Below are 21,851 nucleotides of genomic sequence, written 5' to 3'. Positions count from 1 at the left end.
TACAGATTAATGGTAACCAATATCCGCCCTGACTTTTCCGCGAAAGACCCAGTACGACCAAGCAGTATACATCAGGATGATGGGCAACAAAAACATGGTCCCAATCATTAAAAAGGTTTGGGTATCAGGTGAGGAGGCAGCCTGCCACAAAGTATATTGATGCGGAACAATCATGGGAAACAGACTGATTGCTATTCCAATATAGGAAATAAGGAATAGACCAATGGCCCCTATAAAAGGAGCGATTTCAGAATGGTTATGTAACATGCGCCATTCGAAAACTGCTAATGCTATGGTAATCACAACAATAGGGGATAGATAAAGAACATTTGGCCAAGAGAACCAGCGATATCCAATATTAACATCCATAAGAGGTGTCCAAATAGTGGTTATCATCATCGCTATGAGCACTGCAATAAAACAAAATTTTGCCTGCCGTCGTGCCGACTCTTGTATTGCATCTTCAGTTTTAAAAATAAGCCAACAAGCTCCGAGTAAACCATAGCCAAATACTAAAGCAATACCTGTGAACATAGAAAACCATGAAAAGCAATCAAAAGAACTCCCTGCAAAATGACGCCCATCCACTTTAAAACCCTGTATGAACGCGCCAAGAACGATACCTTGAGCAAAAGTGGCAATTAAGGATCCAATAGAAAATGCATGATCCCAAAATGTGACATGTTCTGCATCTCTAAAACGAAACTCAAAGGCTACCCCGCGAAATATGAGAGCCAATAACATCACCAATATAGGAAAATAAACTGCCGGAATGATAATCGCAAACGCAAGAGGAAATGCTGCAAGTAAACCTAAACCACCAAAAACCAGCCAAGTCTCATTACCATCCCAAATGGGCGCTATAGAGTTCATAATCAAATTACGTGTTGCTGTATCGGGAGCTAGCCCATAAAGCATCCCTACTCCTAAATCGAACCCATCAAGTAATACATATAGAATAATGGCAATACCAAGAAGAATTGTCCATAAAGGTACTAAATCAATAATCATAATCATTTTCCGGTAATGTAGTAATTGGGCTTTTATGTTGCCCCCCCTCGACAGGCGATAGTGTATCGGTAACTATTAAAGGGAGTCCTTTTCGAACGATTCGTCCCATAAGATAGATACCTACAGGGAATATAATCAGATAAACAACGATATAGCCAATAAGTGACAGGAGTACATCACTTCCCGTCAATGATGGGGAAATGGATTGGGCTGTGCGTAAGTGTCCATAAACAGTCCAAGGTTGGCGTCCCACTTCGGTTGTAACCCATCCGGCAAGAACAGCAAGAAAACCAATAGGACCAACAAATTGGCAAGTACGAATAAACCAATGTGTATATAATCGATGACGCAACCGTAACCACAAACTTATAATAATCAAACTCAGCATGATTAACCCAAGCCCTACCATAATGCGAAATGAAAAGAAAGGAATGGCTACTGGTGGTCGTTGATCTGCTGGAAACTGTTTCAAACCCGGTACTTCGCCATTTAAGTCATGTGCCAGGATAAGGCTTCCTAGCCATGGTATTTCTAAGACAGCATCATTACGCTCTTTTTCTTCATTAGGAATTGCAAAGAGAATCAGAGGAGCACGTGTTTCTGTATCCCAATGTGCTTCTATGGCAGCAAGCTTTGCAGGTTGATATTTCAGAGTATTCAGTCCGTGCATATCGCCTAATACAATTTGTAATGGGACAAGAATTGTCAGAAGCCAGAGAGTCATCGAAAACATAATTTTCGATTCTTCTACATATTGAGCCCTGCGGATTAGATAGGCAGCTACTGCTATGACCACAAAAGCAGTTGTAATATAAAAGGCGACCACATTGTGGGCTAATCGGTAGGGAAAAGAGGGATTGAAAATAATTTGCGACCAGTCCGCTGGGAAAAATCGCCCATCAATTATCTTGTATCCTGCCGGGGTTTGCATCCAGCTGTTTGCAGCCAAAATCCAAAATGAGGAGAGGAGGGTGCCTCCCGCTACCATTAATGCAGCCATAAAATGTGCCCATCGAGGAACAAGACTACGGCCAAACAAGAGCACGCCTAAAAAAGCTGCTTCAAGAAAAAATGCAGTGAGACCTTCATAAGCAAAAAGAGGGGAGAGAACATTTGCCGTCGCGTCAGCATACTGACTCCAATTGGTGCCAAATTGAAACGGCATGACAATCCCTGAGACGACACCCATCCCGAAGGAGATGGCAAAAATTTTTGTCCAAAATGCTGAGATACGGAAAAAAATTTCTCTCTTAGTAATAAAATATATTCCTTCAAGTAAAGCAATAAAAGAGGCAAGACCTACTGTAAAAGCGGGTAATAGAATATGGAGGGCAATGACCCAGGCAAACTGCAGCCGTGATAAAATAAGGGGATCAAGAGACATAGATTATTTCTCTAAGAATTAATTTCTTCCATAATATATAAACACATCATTTAGGACAACTTAATACTAGGTACTTCTTGAAAAATTTCTATTTGTTAGAATGAGTTAATGTATTTTGGTAGCTCGATTGGCGAATTCATATCCAGTTTCTTAAAGAATACTGAAGTTCTTCTATTGAAATTTAAAAAACCACAAAATACTTTTAATTTATTTATGAACTGTTGTTTTATTCATTGAAATAATTTATTGATCATTTATTAAGAACATCGCGTTAAAGTTTGTAATATGATAAAGAACGAAATAGATATTGGCGATTTAACACCACAGACACTTACAGGTAAAACCATTCAGATGGAGCCTCTTGTCCGAACTCATTATGAAGCGCTGCGCGAGGCTGCCAATGATTCTCGGATATGGGTTTATATGCCGAACAAGGGGAATGGTGAATTTTATGATTCATGGTTTGAAAACTGTCTGCTAAAACAAATACAAGGTATACAGCTTACTTATGTCATAAGATGCTTAAAGAATAATCTATTAATTGGAAGCAGGGCTTATTACGAAATTGAACCTCAGCATAAAAAATTAGAAGTGGGTTATGGATGGCTTAATCCATCGGTATGGGGAACACGATACAATCACGAATCCTTGCTGCTATTATTTCAGAATGCATTTGAGATATGGAACATTAACCGCATACAAATCGCCACCGATCCCCGCAATATAAAAAACTATAATACCTTAAGCAAATTGGGTGCAACAAAGGAAGGAATTTTACGCCAACATATGATACATCATAATGGTCAAATTACGGATACTGTTTTATTCAGTATCCTTGCCCGAGAGTGGCCTGAAATAAAAAAGAAACTGATAATGCGATTGCACCACTTAAAAGACTAACTCCTGAGATCTCAGGAAGTAAAGCGGGTGGGATTCAGATCAATTGTAAAATTTAATGTCGCTCTGTCGCAAGTTGTTAAAAACAATTCTCCAGTATAAGATAAAAGTGAAATCGGCATCGCTGATAACTTTCTGAAAGAAAATCATTGCTATGAATTTACTGCATAAACAAGTCATTCGATCTTCCATTTTAGGGACGCTTGTTCTATTCTGCCTCCTATTCATTCCTGCAGGCACTTTAAATTATTGGCAGGGCTGGCTGTATTTCGCTGTATTTATGATTGCCTCTTCAATTTATAGTATTTACTTGGCGAAAAATGATCCTGAGCTCCTCAGGAGACGTACGGAAGCGGGGATTTCTTATGAAAAGGAGCCCGCACAAAAAGTTATTATTTTTTTATTGTCTGCAACAAGCATGATCCTCATGATCCTGGCACCTCTCGATGTGCGTTGGGGATGGTCATACGTACCCTGGTACATTGTACTTCTGGGCGATATATTAGTTCTAATCTCATTTTATATTTTCTATCTGGTTGCTAAAGTGAACACCTATGCAGCAGCCAACATTCGAGTAGAAAAGGGACAAAAGGTGATTACGACAGGCTTATATGGGTATGTTCGTCATCCAATGTACTTTGGTGCTTTATTTCTGCTTTTCGGTACCCCCATCGCGCTTGGCTCATGGTGGACCCTTCTTTTAATGCCTATCTTCATATCACTCCTAATTGTGCGTATTTTAAATGAGGAGAAACTACTTGCCCAAAATTTACCAGGCTATTCGGCTTACCAAAAAAAAGTTACCACAAGATTAATTCCTTTTGTTTGGTAACCACATGTCAAAGCGACATGAGATGCAATTTTGAAATAAGTTATCTAATGTTCGATTCGATGAGAATCTCCAATCGTTGATGTAATTCTTCAGCAAATACCGGACTAATTAAACCCTGCTTTCTGAGGTTTTCGATACCCTTACTTAATTTATCCAAATTATTTCGATCTAAATCGATATGAGCTTTGAGAACAGCTGATTTAAATAAACCAATCCAGACTATTTGTTTTAGATTTGTTTTCCGGTAAGGCAGTTTAAAAGCAGAAATACCGCTATGGCAGTTAAAATAAAGTTTGGGCCGGGTCTTAAAAATATAATAAATTATTGAACTGATGATACAAAATCCTATGCCCAAAATACTCCATAGAATATTAAAACTTGATAAATATTCTGGATATCGAATCAATGAAACAAAAAAACTCACAGTCGCAATTAACTCTAAATTAAATAATAAAGAAGTAATTTTGGATAGCTTTTTACGTTTAATTTGAGGTTCTGGTAAAAATGAGGCAAGCGGAATGGCTTCGATATAGGTGCTCATAAACGCTTTTTTTTCCAGGAAAAGCATTCCATTATCCTCTAACGATACTTTGGTATAGAAAAGAAAAGAATGTTTTTGAAGATAAGTGTTCATAATATTAATGCGATAAAAATATAACGTTCTCGAATGAAGGTTTCGTTTCAGATTGATTGTGTACGATATAAGTCTCGAGTTGGAGCTGTTCTGCTTGTGTTATTAATCCATATTCATCAAGCAAAGAGACAATTTGTTTGTTTGATGGTGTGATCTGATTTATTTTGTGCACGAGCTCATCCAAAAACTCGATTGTTTTTTCTTTATATTGTTTTTTTAATGGTAAGGGGAGCGTCATTGCAATAGTCCCTTCATGAATATGATAGAACCGAAAACCTCTATTTTTGATTTGATGGTAAAAATGATACCCTGTTATGAAAAGGAAAATTAAGAAAAGTATAAGTTGTACATTGCCTGTGAAATTGAATTTAGGGCTGTTATAAAACCACTGTAAACTACGTACTAGAATACCCGCTGCCAGATAAGTAAAATAGATAAAGAACATGGGGGATTGAAATCCACCGTAAGTATAATGAGGATCGAGCTGATTTAAAGGAATAGAAAAATTATTTTTTTCGTTTCCCCTATCGATACAATGCAGCTCTGTTTTCCCTAATATATAAACTTTTTTGTTAATTTTATATTCTAGATTAAATAAATCTATGACACTCATAAAAGGAAGCATTCGGAACAAAATTTCTAAAAATTATACATTGATTTGGCAAATTGTCGACAAAAAATTCAATATTCATTTTATTTCAACTACATACTAGAATGCTCTAATATATAAAATATTTCTAAAAGGAACGAACATGTTTATCGATAAAGTAGTTTGTGTAGGAAAAAATTATCTTGAGCATGCCAAAGAACTCGGTGAATCCATACCTCAGAAACCAGTGCTGTTTTTAAAACCAGCAAGCGTTCTGCAACAAGTTTCGGGTTGGGGTGAACAAATTGAAGCTCGGTTCCCTGATGAAGAAAGCGACGTGCAACCGGAATGTGAAATTGTATTACGTATTGCGTTTGATGGTTTTAAAATGTCTGAAGAAGAAGCCAAAAATGCAATATCCGACGTCACCCTAGGTCTTGATGTGACATTAAGAACACGACAATCAGAGCTAAAAAAACAAGGTCATCCCTGGACTACTGCAAAAGTATTTAGAGATGCTGCGATTATCGGACCATGGATTCCTCGCAACCAATTTGAACATTACTTGGAAACTGAATTCCAAATGAAAATCAATGGTACTGTTTGCCAATGTGCCAAAGGATCAGACATGATAATGCACCCAGAAAAACTTATCGTCTACATAAGTCATTTTTTTCCATTGAAAACAGGGGATGTTATTTTTACAGGAACTCCCGCTGGAATGACCTCTATTTTTAGAAGAGATAAAGCGGAATTATGTTGGTGTCACCATTCTTTCAGCGTACAGTGGGAATAAACCTTCTTCTAATAGTATTTCCATTCGAAGAAGGTTATAGGTAACCGTATAAATGAATCCATTAATGACTGGTAAATTTCATTTTCCCATCTTTATAAGCTATTTTAATTGTTTCTCCTGACTTAAATTTCCCAGTTAGAATATCTTGAGCAAGCGGGTTTTCTAATTGTTGCTGAATAGTCCGTTTTAAAGGTCGAGCTCCATATACTGGATCAAAACCTGCTTCCGCTAAATGAGCTAAAGCTTCCTCGGTTACCTCAAGATGGATGTCTTGTTGTTTGAGCCGTTTTTGTAAATATCCAATTTGAATTGAAGCAATTTTTGCAATTTGATCTTTTGCAAGCGAATGGAAAACCACTGTATCATCAATGCGGTTGATGAACTCAGGACGAAAATGCTGTCGAACCATTTCCATCACCGCATCTTTGATTTGTTCGTAATTAAATTTACTACCCATTTCTTGAATCAAATTTGATCCTAAATTTGAGGTCATAACAATAATGGTATTACGAAAATCCACGGTACGTCCTTGACCATCAGTAAGACGTCCATCATCCATCACTTGCAGCAGTATATTGAATACATCAGTGTGTGCCTTTTCTACTTCATCCAGCAAAATAACTGAATAAGGGCGGCGACGCACTGCCTCAGTCAGGTATCCTCCCTCTTCATAACCTACGTATCCAGGAGGCGCTCCAATGAGGCGAGCCACTGAATGTTTCTCCATAAACTCAGACATGTCAATGCGGACCATCGCCTCTTCAGTATCAAAAAGGAATGAGGCTAAAGCTTTGCATAATTCCGTTTTACCCACACCAGTAGGTCCTAAGAATAAAAATGAACCAATAGGGCGATTTGGATCTGATAAACCAGCCCGTGATCGACGAATGGCATTGGAAACTGCATCAATCGCTTCATTTTGTCCTATCAAACGGTGATGTAATACTTCCTCCATGCGTAATAATTTTTCCTTTTCACCTTCCATCATTTTAGCAACTGGGATACCTGTCCATTTCGAAACGACTTCAGCTACTTCATCCTCAGTCACTTTGTTTCGAACTAATTTGTTCTCATGAGATTCAACTTCTGCTACTTGCGCCAGTCTCTTTTCAAGTTCTGGAATACGTCCATATTGTAATTCGGACATTCGACTTAGATCCCCGGCACGACGTGCAGTTTCCATTTCAAGTTTTGCTTGTTCTAGAGATTCTTTAATTTGAGTTGCGCCCTGCATCGTTGCTTTTTCAGCTTTCCAAACTTCCTCTAAATCAGAATAATTCTGCTCGAGCTCATCAATGGTATGTTGTAAATCGTCAAGCCGTTTTTTAGAAGCTTCATCATGTTCTTTTTTTAGAGCTTCACGTTCAATTTTTAATTGAATTAAGCGCCTGTCTAATTTATCCATACTTTCCGGCTTGGAATCGATTTCCATACGAATCAAACTTCCTGCTTCATCGATTAAATCAATTGCCTTATCGGGCAGCTGTCTGTCGGTAATATAACGATGAGATAAAGTAGCAGCTGCGACGATAGCCGGATCTGTAATTTCTACGCCATGATGTACTTCGTAGCGTTCCTTCAAGCCGCGCAGGATGGCAATGGTGTCTTCAACGCTGGGTTCATTAACCAAAACCTTTTGGAAACGCCGTTCTAATGCAGCATCTTTTTCGATGTATTGTCGGTACTCATCTAAAGTGGTTGCTCCAATGCAATGCAGCTCACCGCGTGCTAAAGCGGGTTTAAGCATATTTCCTGCATCCATTGCTCCTTCTGCTTTTCCAGCACCTACCATAGTATGAAGCTCGTCAATAAAGAGAATAATTTGTCCTTCTTGTTTGGCAAGATCATTAAGAACTGCTTTAAGACGCTCTTCGAATTCCCCGCGAAATTTTGCTCCAGCAATTAATGCACCCATATCCAGAGAAAGTAGCCGTTTATTCTTTAGACCTTCGGGTACTTCGCCATTGATTATCCGTTGAGCTAACCCCTCCACAATGGCTGTTTTACCCACTCCAGGTTCACCAATTAAAACTGGATTGTTTTTGGTTCTTCTTTGCAGTACTTGAATTGTTCTGCGGATTTCATCATCTCGACCAATCACTGGATCCAGTTTGCCTTGCTCTGCGCGAGCAGTTAAGTCTAACGTGTATTTTTCTAAAGCTTGTCGTTGTTCCTCGGCGTTTTGATCATTGATGTTTTCACCACCCCTTAAATCAGTAATTGCTTTGTCAATTGCTTTTGCGTCACCGCCGGCTTGTTTCAGCATGCGAGAGAGGGTGCCTTCTTCACTGATTGCCGCCAAGACAAATAATTCGCTGGAAATAAAATTATCTTTCTTTTGTTGTGCCAGTTTGTCCGTGAGATTTAAAAGTCGATTTAAACCGTTAGAGATATGAATATCGCCGCCAGTTCCAGACACTTTTGGCAGTTTGTCCAAGGCTTGATCTAAAAGTGTTCTTAAAAGAGGGATATTAACACCTGCTTTACTGAGTAATGGTCTGCAGCTTCCTCCTTGTTGATCCAGGAGTGCTTTCATTAAATGTTCGGGTTCGATAAAGCCATTGTCTCTTCCTAAAGCTAGAGATTGGGCATCTGCTAGGGCGATTTGAAACTTAGATGTTAGTTTATCCATTCTCATGATATATGACCTTCTTAATGGGTGACGGGTATTAATTTACTTACATCTACCGTAAAATGAGGCTTATTTATTTAATTTCAAGTGATTGATTATGACTAACGACCATTCTTCTAATTCTACACCGGATTCTCAAGCTTTGCTGAATCAAATTATTATTGATTATATGAGAGATTCAAAAAGAAGACGCAGATGGAAATGGTTTATGCGGGTTATTTATCTGCTAATCATTATCTACCTTCTTTTTTATCTTTTTTCAGGTTCGAAAGAAGAGCAAGGCACCAATATTAAGTCTCATGTGGGGTTGGTGGAAATTATAGGTGAAATGTCTGAATCTAAAGCCAATGCGGATGATTTTGCAAAGAGCTTGGATTCTGCTTATAAAAATTCAGGCTTGAAAGCATTGATAGTACGAATTAATAGTCCGGGGGGTAGTCCTGTCCAAGCGGAATATATGTATAACATGATTAAATATTATCAAAAGAAATATCCCGATATTAAAGTGTATTCTGTTTGTGTGGATGCTTGCGCTTCTGCTGCTTATTATGTAGCAGTTGCTGCTGATTCTGTTTATGCAAGTCCTGCCAGCTTGGTGGGTTCTATTGGTGTTTTATATAATGGGTTCGGTGTGGTGGATCTTATGAATAAAATAGGGGTGACCCGAAGATTACAGACCGCCGGTGCATACAAGTCCTTTTTAGATCCGTTTTCTCCTGAAACTGATTTTGCAAAGCAAAAGCTACAGGCCATGCTCGATAAAATTCATCAGCAATTTATAGATCGGGTTAAAGAAGGTCGAGGAAGTCGACTAAAAATTAATGATGAAACCTTCTCGGGACTTTTTTGGGTTGGTGAGCAGGCTTTACCCATGGGATTGATCGATGGCTTCGCAAGCAGCGGTCAATTAGCACGTGACATCATAAAAATACCTGATGTCATTGATTATACTCATAAACCCAACCTTTTTGATCGAGTAACCAAGAATTTGGGGACTGCATTGGCTGATGAGCTTCCACTAAGTTTTGGAGCACGGCAGGGATTTAGATAATATAAGAATTTATAATCAATATAGATATTTTATTTGCTGCAAAGGCTTGTAAACATTATTTTGAATAAAGTACGGGAGCTCTTATTGGATCCCGCGAACAAGTCGCGGGACGTAGGGATTTTGAGGCGGTAGGGTGTAGAGCCGGACCGTAGTGTAGAGCCGGACCGTAGGGGTATAGCGCCGAAAATGTAGGAGGTTTAGAGCTGGAACGTAGGGTTGTAGCGCCGGAACGTAGGGGTTTAGGAGCCGGAATGTAAAGAGTCGGGACGTAGATATTGAGCAAGCGCATGGATGTTATTAGGGAAAGGGTTTGTTCCCCGCAGCCTACGCCCCGCGGCTTGTCCGCGGGGTTTTAGTATTATCAACGAATATCTTCAATTCATCTGGATCTTTTTCTAATCGTTTGTAATAACGATTTAGAAATCTTTAGGTTATCAGCTCCACGTGTTCATGGTTTATAAAATTGCCCCTTGTAAATCGCTGATTAATCTCAGATCCCGCGAACAAGTCGCGAACGTAGGGTATTGAGGCGATAGGATGTAGAGCCGGAACATAGGGGTGTAGAGCCGGAACGTGGGAGGTTTAAGCCGGAACGTATGGTTGTTGCGCCGGAATGTAGGGGGTTTAGAGCTGGAACGTAGGGGTGTAATGCCCAAGCGTAGGGGTTTGGGAGCCGGGATAAAAAGAGTTGGGACGTAGATATTGAGCAAGCGGAGGGATGTCATTAGAGCAAAGTTTTGTTCCCCGCGGCCTACGCCCCGCGGCTTGTCCGCGGGGTCTAGCATCTCAACGAACATCTTCGCTTCGTCAGGATCTCTTTTTGGAATGTCATTCCCGCGTAGGCGGGAATCCATCCAGATGTTACTGCGTGAAAATTGACAAATTACTTAGACAGCAGTTTTACTGTTCTGTTTTCAAAGCAGGTGATATCGTTTGTAATAATGATTTAAATACCTTAGGCGTACCGGCTACCACGTTTCCATGATTTAGAAAATCATCGCCACCTTGCAAATCGCTGATTAAACCACCTGCTTCCCGGATTAATAATGCTCCTGCTGCAATATCCCAGGGACGTAAACCAAGCTCCCAAAAACCATCAAGACGACCGCTGGCGACGTAAGCCAGGTCTAATGCAGCTGATCCCAATCTTCTCACTCCAGCACATTTTCCGATCAGTGCCTCAAAGGTAGGCAAATATTTTTGAGCCACTTTAATATCTCGCGAAGGGAAACCAGTACCCAACAATGAGGAAATAAGTTGCGTTTGCTTGGAAACACGAATCCTGCGATCATTTAACCGCGCCCCACGCCCTCGGCTTGCAGCAAAACATTCATGCCTCAAAGGATCATAAATAACTCCATGCTCGATTCTTCCCTTAACTTTAACTGCAATTGAAACTGAGAAAAAAGGAAAGCCATGTAGATAATTCGATGTGCCATCCAGTGGGTCAATAATCCAAATCGTTTCCCCATCACCCTCTTGAACCCCACTTTCTTCAGCAAGAATTCCATGTTCAGGATAAGCCTTATGGATGGTATTTATGATTGTTTGTTCGGCTTTAATATCAACTTCGCTAAAAAAATCATGGGTATTTTTAGGGGTTACTTTGATACGATCCACTTGCTCCATATGTCGGATTATAATTTCACCAGCTAACCGTGCTGCGTTTATTGCTATATTTAAAAGTGGTTCCATGAATATACTCTTTGATCTACAAAACCGGGAATTCTAGCATATTTTTTTTACGCAAAGAGAATTAAATATTAAAAAATCAAAAATCGTAAAAAATGGAGTTCAATGGTATGATATAGGGATTTATAAGCATTAATAATCAATTTATGAAGCTAAGTTCAATACGTATTATTTTAGTAGCCACCTCACATCCAGGGAATATAGGCTCCACAGCAAGAGCAATGAAAACCATGGGGTTAAATTCCCTTTACCTGGTTCAGCCAAAATCATTTCCTGACAAAAGAGCTCAGGAAATGGCTGCTGGCGCTGATGATCTCTTAGACAGTGCTGTAGTTACTGAAACTTTGGAGGAGGCTTTGGTTGGCGCTCAGTTGATTTTGGGAACAAGCGCTAGACCTCGAGGAATCTCTTTACCTGGTTTAACGCCTTCATCTTGTGCCGATTTAGTGGGCCAACAAACAGAAGAAACTCAAATTGCTATTGTGTTTGGAAGAGAACACGCAGGTTTAACCAATGAAGAATTGTTAAAGTGCCATTATCACATCCATATTCCAAGCAATCCAGAGTATAGTTCGCTGAATCTTGCGCAAGCAGTACAAATCATTACATACGAATTGAGAATGAAATTATTAGCGCCTAAGGCGGAAGTTTCTTTACGGCAAGATGACTTTGCTACAGCAGATGAAATTGAGCAATTTTATGGCCATCTAAAAAAAGTTTTTATAGAGGTGCAATTCTTAAAGGAAGCAAATCCAAGACGTTTGATGCAACGTGTCCGTAGATTGTTTAATCGAGTCAATCTAGAAAAAATGGAAGTGAATCTATTACGCGGTATGTTGAGTCAGGTACAAAAATCTTTGGAATGGGCAAGAAAAAAAGGGCAGGAGTAAAAAGTGGTAATAAAAAAACCAATTTATTTTGATTATATGGCAACAACTCCCGTGGATCCACGGGTTATAGAACGGATGGTCCATTACTTAGGTCCGGATGGCGATTATGGAAATCCATCATCAGTCACCCATGAGTATGGTCGGGTTGCATCTGTCGCAGTAGAAAATGCGCGTTTACAGGTAGCTGACTCAATCAAGGCTTCACCTCAAGATATCATTTTCACTTCGGGGGCCACGGAAGCGAATAATTTAGCCATCATCGGAGCGGCTCATTTTTATAAAAATAAAGGCAAGCATCTCATTACAATGACTACAGAGCATAAATCTGTGCTTGATAGTTTTAATCATTTGGAAAAAGATGGCTTCGAAGTGACCTATTTAGCCCCAGAGGCGAACGGTTTGCTGGATATTGAAAAATTGGCCAAAGCCCTGAGATCCGATACTATTCTAGTCTCCATGATGCATGTGAATAATGAAATTGGCGTCATACAGGATATTGAAGCTATCGGGGATGTATTAAGAGGTAAAGGAATTATTTTTCATGTAGATGCAGTACAAAGTGCCGGTAAAATTCCCATTGATCTCACACACCTACCAGTAGATTTAATGTCATTCTCTGCACATAAAACTTATGGACCTAAAGGTGTAGGTGCCCTATATGTCAGGCATAAACCGCGAATCCGCCTACAACCTCAAACTTATGGTGGAGGACAGGAGGGCGGTTTACGCTCTGGAACTCTAGCGACCCATCAAATAGTAGGAATGGGTGAGGCATTTGCATTAGCTGAAAGCCTAAGGGAAGAGGAGCAACCCCGGATTTTGAAGTATCGCCAACGTTTATGGAATGGTATTAAGCACTTGCCTGGTATCCAGTTGAATGGTGATGAGGACAAACGTATTGCAGGAAATCTTAATATAAGTTTTCCAGGACTGGATGGGGATTCCTTGGTTTATGCCTTCAATGAATTAGCTATATCCACCACATCAGCCTGTAGTTCTGCCAGTATTCAGCCTTCTTATGTTTTAAGATCTTTGGGGTTAAGTGATGAAATAGCTCAGAGTACTATTAGATTATCGTTGGGACGTTTTACTAAGGAGGAAGAAGTAGATTACGCGACTCAGGTAATTTGTACTCAAGTAACTAGATTGCACGAAATGTCGCCACTATAATGTATAATAGACTTGTACACGACTATTTTTTTAAACCAAGGCATGTAGGGGAGATCGATCTTAAAAATCATTTTGCAGTGGTTGCTAAAAACCACCAGAAAGGTCAAGGAATGATCGAGCTCTACCTGCAATGTAATTCGAATGGTACAATTGTTCGGGCTTGCTTTAGAAGTAGTTGTAATCCTTTTGTGATTGCAGGTCTGGAGTGGTTATGCCGGTTTGTGGAAGGGAAGAGTATTCATGCTACTCCACAAATAGATTATCAACTGATTGTTAAAGAATTAGAGATACCTTTAACCCAGTATCCTTTAGCAATAAGAATTAAAAATGTGTATGAAGAAGCACTGCTTTTAATGAAAAGGAACCATCAAATTTAAGAGGTAGTATCATGAGTGTCGTAATGCATCATATTGAATCAAAAGTACCTGAAATTCATTTTACCGAAGATGCGGTAGCACATGTAGTTTCTTATTTGCAGAAAAATACGCAATATAAAGGGGTTCGTTTGTCAGTAAAAAAAACAGGATGCTCTGGGCTATCCTATGTCATAGATTATGTATTGACGCCACAAGAAGAGGATTTGGTGTTAGATTTGACACAAAATTACATCGTATGTATTGAAAAATCCAGTTACCCTTTTTTAAAAAACATGAGCGTGGATTATGTCCGACAGGGATTAAATTATAAATTTGTATTCAATAATCCCAACCAAACAGGACAATGCGGGTGCGGAGAAAGTTTTACCGTGGATTAGGACACCACCTACCGATCTGGAAGCCTGAAAGGTCGCACTGATACTTATACTTCTAATGGTAGTGAAATCCCTTTTTGTTTAAATGAAATAGTTTCAAAATAACACAACCGGATCTTATCCAAATTAAGTTCAAATTATAAGATTTTTTTGGAAATGATATGAAATGAAATAACTGCTTTAATTCAATAAGTTATTTTAGTGATTTTTTTTCGAAAATTCCTAACCAGGATTCCATTATGCGGCAATACAAATCCCTGGTATGTTTTTTTAAAAATCATGCCCATTCTTAATTTTTTCTTAATCTTTTAAATAAATTTTATTTTAATAAATTAATTTCGACATGGATTTATTTTATCGTTAAGCCATTCCTATAAGGGCATCGCACCAAAAATTATTATTTTATTTCAGCAACTTATTTGAGAAATGTCCTTACCCATTAATTAATTAAAAATTCGTCTTGTCCATAGAACTCTTAAAATGGTAAAATTTTTTTTACTTAATATTTCCTTAAGAAATGAATATCATTAAAACAATATTTACACTCTTTGAGATGTTTGGTACTATATAGTCCATAGTGTTCGGTGAGTGTATGTACTGGGCATAATTTTATTTAATTAATTTGTACTAGGAGACTTAAATGAGCACAGAAACAATGGTGCAAAGCAGCGAAGCACTTTCACATCAAGTAATTCATGCTGTTAAGGGCTATTTAACCAGTGTTAGCAATAAAGATTCTAACTTAAATTTGTATCAATTAATTGTAGAAGAAGTTGAAGCGCCATTATTTCGTACAGTAATGGAGTTAACTCGTTACAACCAATCAAAAGCTGCACGTGTTCTTGGCGTAAGCCGTGGTACTTTACGTACTAAACTAAAGCGTTACTTTGATGACGAATTTATCGGAACTCGTGATTTCTAATTAATTAGATAATCTCATTCATTGGTTTTCTCACAAAATTTTTCTGATACAGTGGTCTTTAGCTAGGCACTCTGCTACTATTGATAACAGAGTTGGTCAGACAATCGCTCTTTGTTTGCAAAGGGAGGAAAGTCCGGGCTCCAAAGGGTAGAGTGCCAGGTAACGCCTGGGAGGTGTGAACCTACGGAAAGTGCCACAGAAAATATACCGCCTCTTTGAGGTAAGGGTGAAATGGTGCGGTAAGAGCGCACCGCGCGTCTGGTAACAGTCGTGGCAGGGAAAACCCCACTCGGAGCAAGACCAAATAGGAATCCATTTGACTGAAAAGTCATAACATGTGACCCGCATGGGATTCGGGTAGGTCGCTTGAGGCTAGCGGTGACGCTTGCCCCAGATGAATGATTGTCCGCGACAGAACCCGGCTTATCGACTGACTCTTTCTATTTCAAAACAATAATATATTATTTTGAGACATTGTTATTTCAGTCCTTGGCAGCTTCACGCCCGATATCTTTTTTATCCTTTCAGTCAGAGGGAAAGAACATTTGGTTAGAGAACTGACAAATAGCTTTTTATGCCAATTAATATTTTTAGAATGTTATTCCCTGCAATTTTAAAACTTTATTCTTTTCCAGCTAAATGTTTTTTTAAGAGGGTATTGATTTGCTCGGGATTGGCTTTTCCTTGTGTTTGTTTCATGATTTGTCCTACAAAAAATGCCAATAATTTTTCTTTCCCGGCTCGATAATCCGCTGCCTGTTCTGGATACTGTTGAATCAATTGAATAATCATTTCTTCCCAAGCCGCTGTATCGTTTATTTGGTGATACCCCTCACGCTCTATAATGGCATCAATATCGCTCTCTCCTGACCACAATAAAGCGAAAATAGCCCTTGCATGATTCAAAGATAAGATATTGTCATGCAGTTTATTTAGGAGATTGGCCATTAGCTCGGCAGATACACGAGGGGTTTCAAAAGTGAGGTTTGCCTCGTTTAAAGCGGCTGCATATTGTCCTTTAAGCCAATTGATGATCATTTTTTCTGTGGCGTGACTTTGGGAGTGTATTGAATTATAAAACTTATAGGTTGCGGGAGAGGATAGAATAAAATGAATATCCTCTTCCTTTAAGGATGAGACTTTCTTTAATTCAGAATAAATTTTATCAGGCAAATCTGGAAGACTGTTTTTTATTTTTTCGATAAGGGAAGAGGTGACTTGAATGGGTAGTAAATCAGGATCTGGAAAATATCGATAATCATTTTCATTTTCTTTACTACGCATGGCATGCGTTGAATGCGAGTCCGGGTTATAAAGCCGTGTTTCTTGGATGACTTGTTTTCCATTTTCTAATAGATCTTGTTGCCGTGACTGCTCATAAGAAATTGCCTTTTCGATATATCGAAACGAATTTAAATTCTTCAACTCAGTCCGTGTTCCTAAAACTGAAGACCCTTTAGGTTTTAAAGATAAGTTTACATCGCAACGAAAACTGCCTTCTTGCATGTTGCCGTCACAAATTTCTAAAAATTGAACCAATTGGTGAAGTTTTCGGAGATAACTCACGGCCTCGTGGCTTGAGAATAAACAGGGGGCGGTGACTATTTCTAACAAGGGTGTACCTGCTCGATTAAGATCGATACCACTATAACCTGAATGAATTCCATGTAATGATTTTCCTGCGTCTTCTTCTAGATGAGCTCGGACTATTAGAATGTCTTTTAAAGTATCGTCATTCAAACTGATTGTTAATTTACCATTACTTACAATAGGTTTTTGAAATTGACTAATTTGATATCCTTTAGGTAGATCGGGATAAAAATAATTTTTTCGTTCAAAAACCGATTGATCATTAATTTCTGCTTGAATCGCTAAACCAAACTGAATCGCCATGATCACGGCTTCTTGGTTCAATACAGGCAAAACGCCAGGAAATCCTGCATCTATAAAGCAGGTTTGTGAGTTTGGCGCTGATCCATAAGCAGTGGGCGCGCCAGAAAAAAGCTTTGATTTTGTTTTGAGCTGAATATGAACTTCAAGGCCGATGACTGTATCCCATTCCATAATGCACCTTATTGGTTTGGACTGGCAAGGTGCCAGCTGGTCTGTTGTTGATAATGATGTGCTATTTGGAGCAAACTGCTTTCACTAAAATGTTTCCCCATAAGTTGTAATCCCATGGGTAATCCTTTACTGAATCCAGCCGGGATTGAAATTGCTGGTAATCCACAAAGATTAGCTGCTACTGTAAAAACATCTGCCAAGTAATTTTGAATGGGATCAGTTATCTTTTCACCAATCTTGAAAGCACAAGTGGGTGTTGTTGGTCCAAGAATAACATCCACTGTATTCAAATGAGTGATTAATTCTTGCTGGATAAGACGGCGTATTTTTTGGGCTTGCAAATAATAAGCATCAAAATATCCCGCTGAAAGCACATGGGTTCCTGTCAGTATTCGTCTCTTGACTTCAATGCCAAAGCCTTCAGTGCGAGAATTACGAATAAGTTCAGTTAAAGTATCTGCTTGATTACTCCGGTATCCAAATCGCACGCCATCATAACGAGATAAATTAGAGGAGGCTTCGGCACAAGCAACAACATAATAACAAGGAACCCAAAGGGGTTGAAGCGGTAAATCAAGAGGAACTATTTCAGCGTCCATCTGTTCAAAAATTTTTACAGCTGAAATAATACCTTCTTGTATTTCTTTTTCTACCTCCGGTTGGAAAAAACAAGAAGGTAAACCAATTTTCATTTTGGATAAAGGTTTATTGAGGTCTTCGTAATAATCAGGAATTTTTGTTTCAACTGATGTAGAATCTTTAGGATCAAACCCAGCCATTGCCTGAAGAACCAAGGCCAAATCTTCCGCGTTTCTGGCCAAAGGTCCTGCTTGGTCTAAGCTGGATGCATAAGCAATCATTCCATATCTGGAAATCAGGCCATAAGTGGGTTTTATTCCACTAATTCCGCATAAAGCTGCCGGTTGGCGTATTGAACCTCCAGTATCTGAGCCGATGGCAAATGGAACCAATCCTGCAGCAACAGCTGCAGCAGAACCACCTGAAGAGCCCCCAGGAACACGTTCTTTATCCCATGGATTTTTTACAGCACCAAAATAACTGTTTTCATTCGATGAACCCATAGCAAATTCGTCCATATTGGTTTTACCAATTAGAATGGATCCTTGATCAAGAAGCTTATTCACTAAGGTCGCTTCATAAGGGGATTGGAAATCCTTCAACATTTTAGATCCACAAGTGGTGGGCATGCGAATCGTGCAAAACAGATCCTTTAAAGCCATGGGAATACCTGTCAAAACAGATCCCTCACCCTTACTTATTTTTTGATCAGCTTTTTGGGCTTCCGAAAGAGCATGTTCCTCATCTATACTAATAAAAGCATTTAAATCTTTTTGATTGTGGATTTGTGTTAAATAATGCTGCACTAATTCAACGCTCGAGATATCACGTTGTTGTAAGGCTTCGGATATTTTTTTTAATGATAACTTTTCCATATTATTTATCCTGGTCTATCACTTGGGGTACCAGATAGAGATCCTGTTCAAAGTGTGGTGCCTGCTTTTTTAATTGATTCAAACAATTATTTTCCGTGATGTTATCTGGCCTTAAGCGCTGATTTAAGGCCAGCGGATGAAAGAGAGGTTCTATATCTTGGGTATTTAGAGATCCCAGTTGATCGACAAAATTCATAATTGCGTTAAGGTCATCCATGAGCTTGGATGAATGCTCTTGGGCTGTATCCAGATAAGCTAATTGAGCAATTTTTTCTAAATCTTTTGCCGAAAGGGTCATAATAGTGCCTTATAGAATGAACAACTTATTATAACGAGGATATCTTTACTTATAAATAAAATTTATAAATGTGGTGATGGGGATTTATTCCTCAATATATGTGCGAAGTCAGAACCGATATTTTAAATCCGCTTTGTTATCTCAAGTTGAAACGAGCTTGCCCTTTATTCAATTATTTTTTTAAATAAGGAAATTCATTATGTAATAGTTCAATTACCTGTTGCAGTTGTCCTTTGCTTTTTATAATAAGAAGAACCGTGTCATCCCCGGCAATCGTGCCCAATATACCTGAGTTGTGGACATTTTGGGGTGAAAAAGAAACAAATTTTCTATCCATAAAAAAAGCAAGACTGTTTGCATTTCCCGGATGAGTATGCAAAACAATCAGTCCATAATCTGAGACGCTCATGTTTAGTACTAAGGGAAGATTGGGAATATTGAAATCAACCACCTGATAAGTGCCACCAACTTTTGCAATTTTCAATTTTTTTAAACGGCGGGATAGAGTCGCTTGAGGAATATTATATCCTCTGTGTTTTAAAATATTTTGTAAATCCACTTGTTCTGCAATGGTTTCCGTTTGCACTATATTTAAAATATGACCATCCAGTGCAGCATCTTGACTCATTCTAATCCTCCAATTACTTTGAATACACTACCAACTTGAATGAAATTATATTCAAATACTCTTGACAGAACAAGTCCGGGTTGATAAATTGATAAAACGCATAAAAACTGGATATGTATTCACATGAAAAAGATATTTTTCCTTTTTATAGTTGGTTTTACAGTAATTGTTACGCTTTGCTATGGAAATATTGAGGATGAGAAAATAAAATACATTGATTTTGCTGTCGCCCCAGAATATCCACCATTTGAATATAATGACCATGGGGATATTAAAGGTTTCGATATTGAACTGGCGCAATTGATTGCAAAAAAATTAGGAAAAGAGGCCAGGTTTAATGCCATGCAATTCAGTAGCATTTTACCTGCCTTAACTACTGGGCAGGTCGATGCGGCCATTTCCACAATAACGATTACAGAGCAGCGGAAAGAAAGTTTTGATTTTACTGAGCCCTACTATTTTGAAAGTATGGCTGCAGTCTTTCCAGAGAAAAATCCGATTATCGAGGTCAAAGATTTGGATGGTAAAAAAATAGCCGTTCAATTAGGCAGCACAATGGAAATCTGGCTAAAAAAGAATGTTCCTAATGCTAATTTGTTAGTCATGGATAACAACAATCAAACCATAGCAGCCCTTAAAGCAGGCCATGTCGATATGGTTTTGTTGGATGGGGTTCAAGGGGATGTCTTTAGTCAAAAAAATCCAGGATTATCATTTGCAATCATAGCAAAATCTGAAGAAGGGTATGGTATCGCCCTGAAAAAAAATTCCAAATTAACCAAAAAAGTAAGCCAAATCCTGCATGAATTAGAGGTGAGCGGGGCGCTTTCTACACTCAAGAAAAAATGGTTGGAGGGCGTTCAATGGACGAGTTAAAACAAAACGTTCTTTTTATAGGGGAAGGAACTCTCGTGACTTTATTTTTATTGTTAGGCAGTTTATTGATTGGTACGCTCTTGGGAACATTAATGGCTTTACTTCGATATCAAGGAATCATGAAGCCAGTGATTAATGGATTTATTTCAGTCATGAGAGGAACTCCAGTTATATTGCAGCTTAGCTTTATTTATTTTGCAGCACCAGCTCTAATGGGCATTAAAGCCAATATACTGGTCGCAGGACTTCTGACCTTTGGTTTAAATAGCTCCGCATACATCGCTGAAATTATGAGAGCGGGAATCGAGCATTTACCTAAGGGACAATTTGAAGCAGCAAAAACTTTACGAATACCCAGTTTCTACCTTTGGAAAGATATAGTTTTACCCCAGGTAATAAAAAATATTTTTCCTGCATTTATCAATGAAATGATAGCTCTTTTAAAAGAGACTGCTTTGATTGCCACTATAGGGGGAATGGATTTAATGCGCAGGGCACAGTCGGTTGCGGCAGAGCAATTTACTTATTTTGTTCCTTTGTGTATTGCAGGATGCTTTTACTACGGTATGGTTCTCTTAATTGAGTTCCTCGGTAAAAGAATTCAACAAAGAGGTCTGTATGTTAGTCATTAATCAGGCGTATAAAAAATTCGGTACAGTACCGATATTAAATAATATTAATTTAAAGGTAGATGCTCAAACGGTGTTAGGCCTTGCAGGTCCATCTGGAAGTGGTAAGTCCACCTTGTTGCGATGCATCCAGCAATTGGAAATGCTGGATTCGGGTGAAATTAAAGTAGCAGGTCAGAACGGTTTTATGTTTCAGGATTTTCAGCTTTTTCCTCATATGACTGTCATGCAAAATTTAATTTATGCACCACGTATTCAGAATAAAAATTTAAATCATGAGGAGCATGCACAACAGTTATTGGTACGTTTGGGGATAAGTGATAAAGCATGTGCTTATCCTCATCAACTATCTGGGGGACAAAAACAAAGAGTTGCTTTGGCACGAAGCTTAATGATGGAGCCTGATTTATTACTTTGTGATGAACCTACATCCGGTCTTGATTTGGCAACAATTGATGAAGTAATCCATTTATTAAATTCAGTGAAATCTTTTGGTGTAACCATGATTATCGCCTCCCATGATCTCGATTTTTTAAACAAAATATCGGATCGTTTAATTATTTTAAAAAGAGGGGAGATAGTGGCAGATGTTGTTCCTAAAGAGTTGGCTGAACCTATTATTTATTTAAAACAATATTATCAGGAGTAAAT

General features: G+C 38.6%; 22 protein-coding genes and 1 other RNA gene. 13 read left to right on the top strand and 10 right to left on the bottom strand.

Features of this window, described 5'->3' with window-relative positions; genetic code table 11:
* Window positions 1–6: 6 nt before the first annotated feature.
* Both cydB and BU07_RS0111395 read right to left on the bottom strand, forming a co-directional pair.
* Complete coding sequence (gene cydB, locus BU07_RS0111400) at window positions 7–1,011, bottom strand: cytochrome d ubiquinol oxidase subunit II (protein WP_031566146.1); 1,005 nt, start codon at window positions 1,009–1,011, stop codon at window positions 7–9.
* Window positions 1,001–2,395 carry a cytochrome ubiquinol oxidase subunit I gene (locus tag BU07_RS0111395; RefSeq protein ID WP_031566143.1) on the bottom strand — a complete coding sequence of 465 codons (1,395 nt, stop codon included), beginning with the start codon at window positions 2,393–2,395 and terminating at the stop codon, window positions 1,001–1,003. The genes cydB and BU07_RS0111395 overlap by 11 nt, the downstream gene beginning before the upstream one ends.
* A 285-nt stretch (window positions 2,396–2,680) precedes the next feature.
* On the opposite strand from BU07_RS0111395, the gene BU07_RS0111390 reads away from it, so the two are divergent.
* Window positions 2,681–3,295: a GNAT family N-acetyltransferase gene (locus tag BU07_RS0111390; RefSeq protein WP_031566141.1), complete on the top strand. Its 615-nt coding sequence runs from the start codon at window positions 2,681–2,683 to the stop codon at window positions 3,293–3,295.
* Between the two features lie 151 nt (window positions 3,296–3,446).
* Window positions 3,447–4,124 (top strand): methyltransferase family protein, encoded by a 678-nt coding sequence (locus tag BU07_RS0111385; RefSeq protein ID WP_031566139.1) that lies wholly within the window; start codon window positions 3,447–3,449, stop codon window positions 4,122–4,124.
* Window positions 4,125–4,164: 40 nt separating this feature from the next.
* Here the strand turns inward: BU07_RS0111385 and BU07_RS0111380 are convergent, their stop codons facing one another.
* A complete protein-coding gene (locus BU07_RS0111380) occupies window positions 4,165–4,758 on the bottom strand; it encodes a hypothetical protein (RefSeq protein ID WP_133134485.1) in 594 nt (197 codons plus the stop codon).
* Window positions 4,759–4,762: 4 nt separating this feature from the next.
* On the bottom strand, window positions 4,763–5,371 hold the full coding sequence (locus tag BU07_RS0111375) for a hypothetical protein (protein WP_031566135.1): 609 nt from the start codon (window positions 5,369–5,371) through the stop codon (window positions 4,763–4,765).
* Window positions 5,372–5,510: 139 nt separating this feature from the next.
* On the opposite strand from BU07_RS0111375, the gene BU07_RS0111370 reads away from it, so the two are divergent.
* The gene (locus BU07_RS0111370) at window positions 5,511–6,143 is read left to right on the top strand and encodes a fumarylacetoacetate hydrolase family protein (protein ID WP_051635549.1); all 633 of its coding nucleotides are present in this window, start codon (window positions 5,511–5,513) and stop codon (window positions 6,141–6,143) included.
* Between the two features lie 61 nt (window positions 6,144–6,204).
* Here BU07_RS0111370 and clpB read toward each other — a convergent pair whose 3' ends face one another.
* Window positions 6,205–8,781: an ATP-dependent chaperone ClpB gene (gene clpB, locus BU07_RS0111365; protein WP_031566132.1), complete on the bottom strand. Its 2,577-nt coding sequence runs from the start codon at window positions 8,779–8,781 to the stop codon at window positions 6,205–6,207.
* Window positions 8,782–8,872: 91 nt separating this feature from the next.
* Here clpB and BU07_RS0111360 point away from each other — a divergent pair, with 91 nt between their 5' ends.
* Window positions 8,873–9,826 carry a S49 family peptidase gene (locus BU07_RS0111360; RefSeq protein ID WP_031566130.1) on the top strand — a complete coding sequence of 318 codons (954 nt, stop codon included), beginning with the start codon at window positions 8,873–8,875 and terminating at the stop codon, window positions 9,824–9,826.
* A gap of 900 nt (window positions 9,827–10,726) precedes the next feature.
* Here BU07_RS0111360 and BU07_RS0111355 read toward each other — a convergent pair.
* Window positions 10,727–11,521 (bottom strand): inositol monophosphatase family protein, encoded by a 795-nt coding sequence (locus BU07_RS0111355; RefSeq protein WP_031566128.1) that lies wholly within the window; start codon window positions 11,519–11,521, stop codon window positions 10,727–10,729.
* 143 nt (window positions 11,522–11,664) lie between these two features.
* On the opposite strand from BU07_RS0111355, the gene trmJ reads away from it, so the two are divergent.
* The 6 genes from trmJ to rnpB all read left to right on the top strand — a co-directional run bounded on the left by trmJ (window position 11,665) and on the right by rnpB (window position 15,693).
* Complete coding sequence (gene trmJ, locus BU07_RS0111350) at window positions 11,665–12,408, top strand: tRNA (cytosine(32)/uridine(32)-2'-O)-methyltransferase TrmJ (RefSeq protein WP_031566126.1); 744 nt, start codon at window positions 11,665–11,667, stop codon at window positions 12,406–12,408.
* A 36-nt stretch (window positions 12,409–12,444) separates the two neighbouring features.
* On the top strand, window positions 12,445–13,578 hold the full coding sequence (locus tag BU07_RS0111345; RefSeq protein WP_031566124.1) for an IscS subfamily cysteine desulfurase: 1,134 nt from the start codon (window positions 12,445–12,447) through the stop codon (window positions 13,576–13,578).
* On the top strand, window positions 13,578–13,955 hold the full coding sequence (locus tag BU07_RS0111340; protein ID WP_031566122.1) for an iron-sulfur cluster assembly scaffold protein: 378 nt from the start codon (window positions 13,578–13,580) through the stop codon (window positions 13,953–13,955). Before BU07_RS0111345 ends, BU07_RS0111340 begins: the two co-directional genes overlap by 1 nt.
* Window positions 13,956–13,966: 11 nt before the next feature.
* Window positions 13,967–14,332, top strand: coding sequence for a HesB/IscA family protein (locus BU07_RS0111335; RefSeq protein ID WP_031566120.1), 366 nt, complete (start codon window positions 13,967–13,969; stop codon window positions 14,330–14,332).
* 637 nt (window positions 14,333–14,969) lie between these two features.
* Complete coding sequence (locus tag BU07_RS0111330; RefSeq protein WP_031566118.1) at window positions 14,970–15,251, top strand: helix-turn-helix domain-containing protein; 282 nt, start codon at window positions 14,970–14,972, stop codon at window positions 15,249–15,251.
* Window positions 15,252–15,339: 88 nt separating this feature from the next.
* Window positions 15,340–15,693: RNase P RNA component class A (gene rnpB / locus BU07_RS17025), an RNA gene on the top strand.
* 179 nt (window positions 15,694–15,872) lie between these two features.
* Here rnpB and gatB read toward each other — a convergent pair.
* The 4 genes from gatB to BU07_RS0111305 all read right to left on the bottom strand — a co-directional run bounded on the left by gatB (window position 15,873) and on the right by BU07_RS0111305 (window position 19,695).
* The gene (gene gatB, locus BU07_RS0111320; protein ID WP_031566114.1) at window positions 15,873–17,315 is read right to left on the bottom strand and encodes an Asp-tRNA(Asn)/Glu-tRNA(Gln) amidotransferase subunit GatB; all 1,443 of its coding nucleotides are present in this window, start codon (window positions 17,313–17,315) and stop codon (window positions 15,873–15,875) included.
* Window positions 17,316–17,323: 8 nt separating this feature from the next.
* Window positions 17,324–18,769, bottom strand: coding sequence for an Asp-tRNA(Asn)/Glu-tRNA(Gln) amidotransferase subunit GatA (gene gatA / locus BU07_RS0111315; protein WP_031566112.1), 1,446 nt, complete (start codon window positions 18,767–18,769; stop codon window positions 17,324–17,326).
* A gap of 1 nt (window position 18,770) precedes the next feature.
* Window positions 18,771–19,067 (bottom strand): Asp-tRNA(Asn)/Glu-tRNA(Gln) amidotransferase subunit GatC, encoded by a 297-nt coding sequence (gene gatC / locus BU07_RS0111310; protein WP_031566110.1) that lies wholly within the window; start codon window positions 19,065–19,067, stop codon window positions 18,771–18,773.
* A gap of 172 nt (window positions 19,068–19,239) precedes the next feature.
* Window positions 19,240–19,695: an arginine repressor gene (locus BU07_RS0111305; protein ID WP_031566106.1), complete on the bottom strand. Its 456-nt coding sequence runs from the start codon at window positions 19,693–19,695 to the stop codon at window positions 19,240–19,242.
* A gap of 123 nt (window positions 19,696–19,818) precedes the next feature.
* Between BU07_RS0111305 and BU07_RS0111300 the strand changes: the two genes are divergently transcribed.
* Genes BU07_RS0111300 through BU07_RS0111290 form a run of 3 tightly spaced genes read left to right on the top strand, consistent with a single transcriptional unit; the run spans window position 19,819 to window position 21,849 of the window.
* Window positions 19,819–20,571 carry an ABC transporter substrate-binding protein gene (locus BU07_RS0111300; protein ID WP_031566104.1) on the top strand — a complete coding sequence of 251 codons (753 nt, stop codon included), beginning with the start codon at window positions 19,819–19,821 and terminating at the stop codon, window positions 20,569–20,571.
* Window positions 20,559–21,203 (top strand): amino acid ABC transporter permease, encoded by a 645-nt coding sequence (locus BU07_RS0111295; protein WP_031566102.1) that lies wholly within the window; start codon window positions 20,559–20,561, stop codon window positions 21,201–21,203. Before BU07_RS0111300 ends, BU07_RS0111295 begins: the two co-directional genes overlap by 13 nt.
* Window positions 21,190–21,849 (top strand): amino acid ABC transporter ATP-binding protein, encoded by a 660-nt coding sequence (locus tag BU07_RS0111290; protein ID WP_031566100.1) that lies wholly within the window; start codon window positions 21,190–21,192, stop codon window positions 21,847–21,849. Before BU07_RS0111295 ends, BU07_RS0111290 begins: the two co-directional genes overlap by 14 nt.
* Window positions 21,850–21,851 lie beyond the last annotated feature (2 nt).

It is taken from the genome of Legionella wadsworthii DSM 21896 = ATCC 33877 (assembly GCF_000701265.1).
GTDB classification, from domain to species: Bacteria; Pseudomonadota; Gammaproteobacteria; order Legionellales; family Legionellaceae; genus Legionella; species Legionella wadsworthii.
This window is presented reverse-complemented; position numbering and strand designations above follow the sequence as displayed.

Excerpts from the sequence above, each read along its gene's own strand:
- cydB (WP_031566146.1), bottom strand. The coding sequence starts at position 1,011 with ATGATTATTGATTTAGTACCTTTATGGACAATTCTTCTTGGTATTGCC.
- BU07_RS0111395 (WP_031566143.1), bottom strand. The coding sequence starts at position 2,395 with ATGTCTCTTGATCCCCTTATTTTATCACGGCTGCAGTTTGCCTGGGTC.
- BU07_RS0111390 (WP_031566141.1), top strand. The coding sequence starts at position 2,681 with ATGATAAAGAACGAAATAGATATTGGCGATTTAACACCACAGACACTT.
- BU07_RS0111385 (WP_031566139.1), top strand. The coding sequence starts at position 3,447 with ATGAATTTACTGCATAAACAAGTCATTCGATCTTCCATTTTAGGGACG.
- BU07_RS0111380 (WP_133134485.1), bottom strand. The coding sequence starts at position 4,758 with ATGAACACTTATCTTCAAAAACATTCTTTTCTTTTCTATACCAAAGTA.
- BU07_RS0111375 (WP_031566135.1), bottom strand. The coding sequence starts at position 5,371 with ATGAGTGTCATAGATTTATTTAATCTAGAATATAAAATTAACAAAAAA.
- BU07_RS0111370 (WP_051635549.1), top strand. The coding sequence starts at position 5,511 with ATGTTTATCGATAAAGTAGTTTGTGTAGGAAAAAATTATCTTGAGCAT.
- clpB (WP_031566132.1), bottom strand. The coding sequence starts at position 8,781 with ATGAGAATGGATAAACTAACATCTAAGTTTCAAATCGCCCTAGCAGAT.
- BU07_RS0111360 (WP_031566130.1), top strand. The coding sequence starts at position 8,873 with ATGACTAACGACCATTCTTCTAATTCTACACCGGATTCTCAAGCTTTG.
- BU07_RS0111355 (WP_031566128.1), bottom strand. The coding sequence starts at position 11,521 with ATGGAACCACTTTTAAATATAGCAATAAACGCAGCACGGTTAGCTGGT.
- trmJ (WP_031566126.1), top strand. The coding sequence starts at position 11,665 with ATGAAGCTAAGTTCAATACGTATTATTTTAGTAGCCACCTCACATCCA.
- BU07_RS0111345 (WP_031566124.1), top strand. The coding sequence starts at position 12,445 with ATGGCAACAACTCCCGTGGATCCACGGGTTATAGAACGGATGGTCCAT.
- BU07_RS0111340 (WP_031566122.1), top strand. The coding sequence starts at position 13,578 with ATGTATAATAGACTTGTACACGACTATTTTTTTAAACCAAGGCATGTA.
- BU07_RS0111335 (WP_031566120.1), top strand. The coding sequence starts at position 13,967 with ATGAGTGTCGTAATGCATCATATTGAATCAAAAGTACCTGAAATTCAT.
- BU07_RS0111330 (WP_031566118.1), top strand. The coding sequence starts at position 14,970 with ATGAGCACAGAAACAATGGTGCAAAGCAGCGAAGCACTTTCACATCAA.
- gatB (WP_031566114.1), bottom strand. The coding sequence starts at position 17,315 with ATGGAATGGGATACAGTCATCGGCCTTGAAGTTCATATTCAGCTCAAA.
- gatA (WP_031566112.1), bottom strand. The coding sequence starts at position 18,769 with ATGGAAAAGTTATCATTAAAAAAAATATCCGAAGCCTTACAACAACGT.
- gatC (WP_031566110.1), bottom strand. The coding sequence starts at position 19,067 with ATGACCCTTTCGGCAAAAGATTTAGAAAAAATTGCTCAATTAGCTTAT.
- BU07_RS0111305 (WP_031566106.1), bottom strand. The coding sequence starts at position 19,695 with ATGAGTCAAGATGCTGCACTGGATGGTCATATTTTAAATATAGTGCAA.
- BU07_RS0111300 (WP_031566104.1), top strand. The coding sequence starts at position 19,819 with ATGAAAAAGATATTTTTCCTTTTTATAGTTGGTTTTACAGTAATTGTT.
- BU07_RS0111295 (WP_031566102.1), top strand. The coding sequence starts at position 20,559 with ATGGACGAGTTAAAACAAAACGTTCTTTTTATAGGGGAAGGAACTCTC.
- BU07_RS0111290 (WP_031566100.1), top strand. The coding sequence starts at position 21,190 with ATGTTAGTCATTAATCAGGCGTATAAAAAATTCGGTACAGTACCGATA.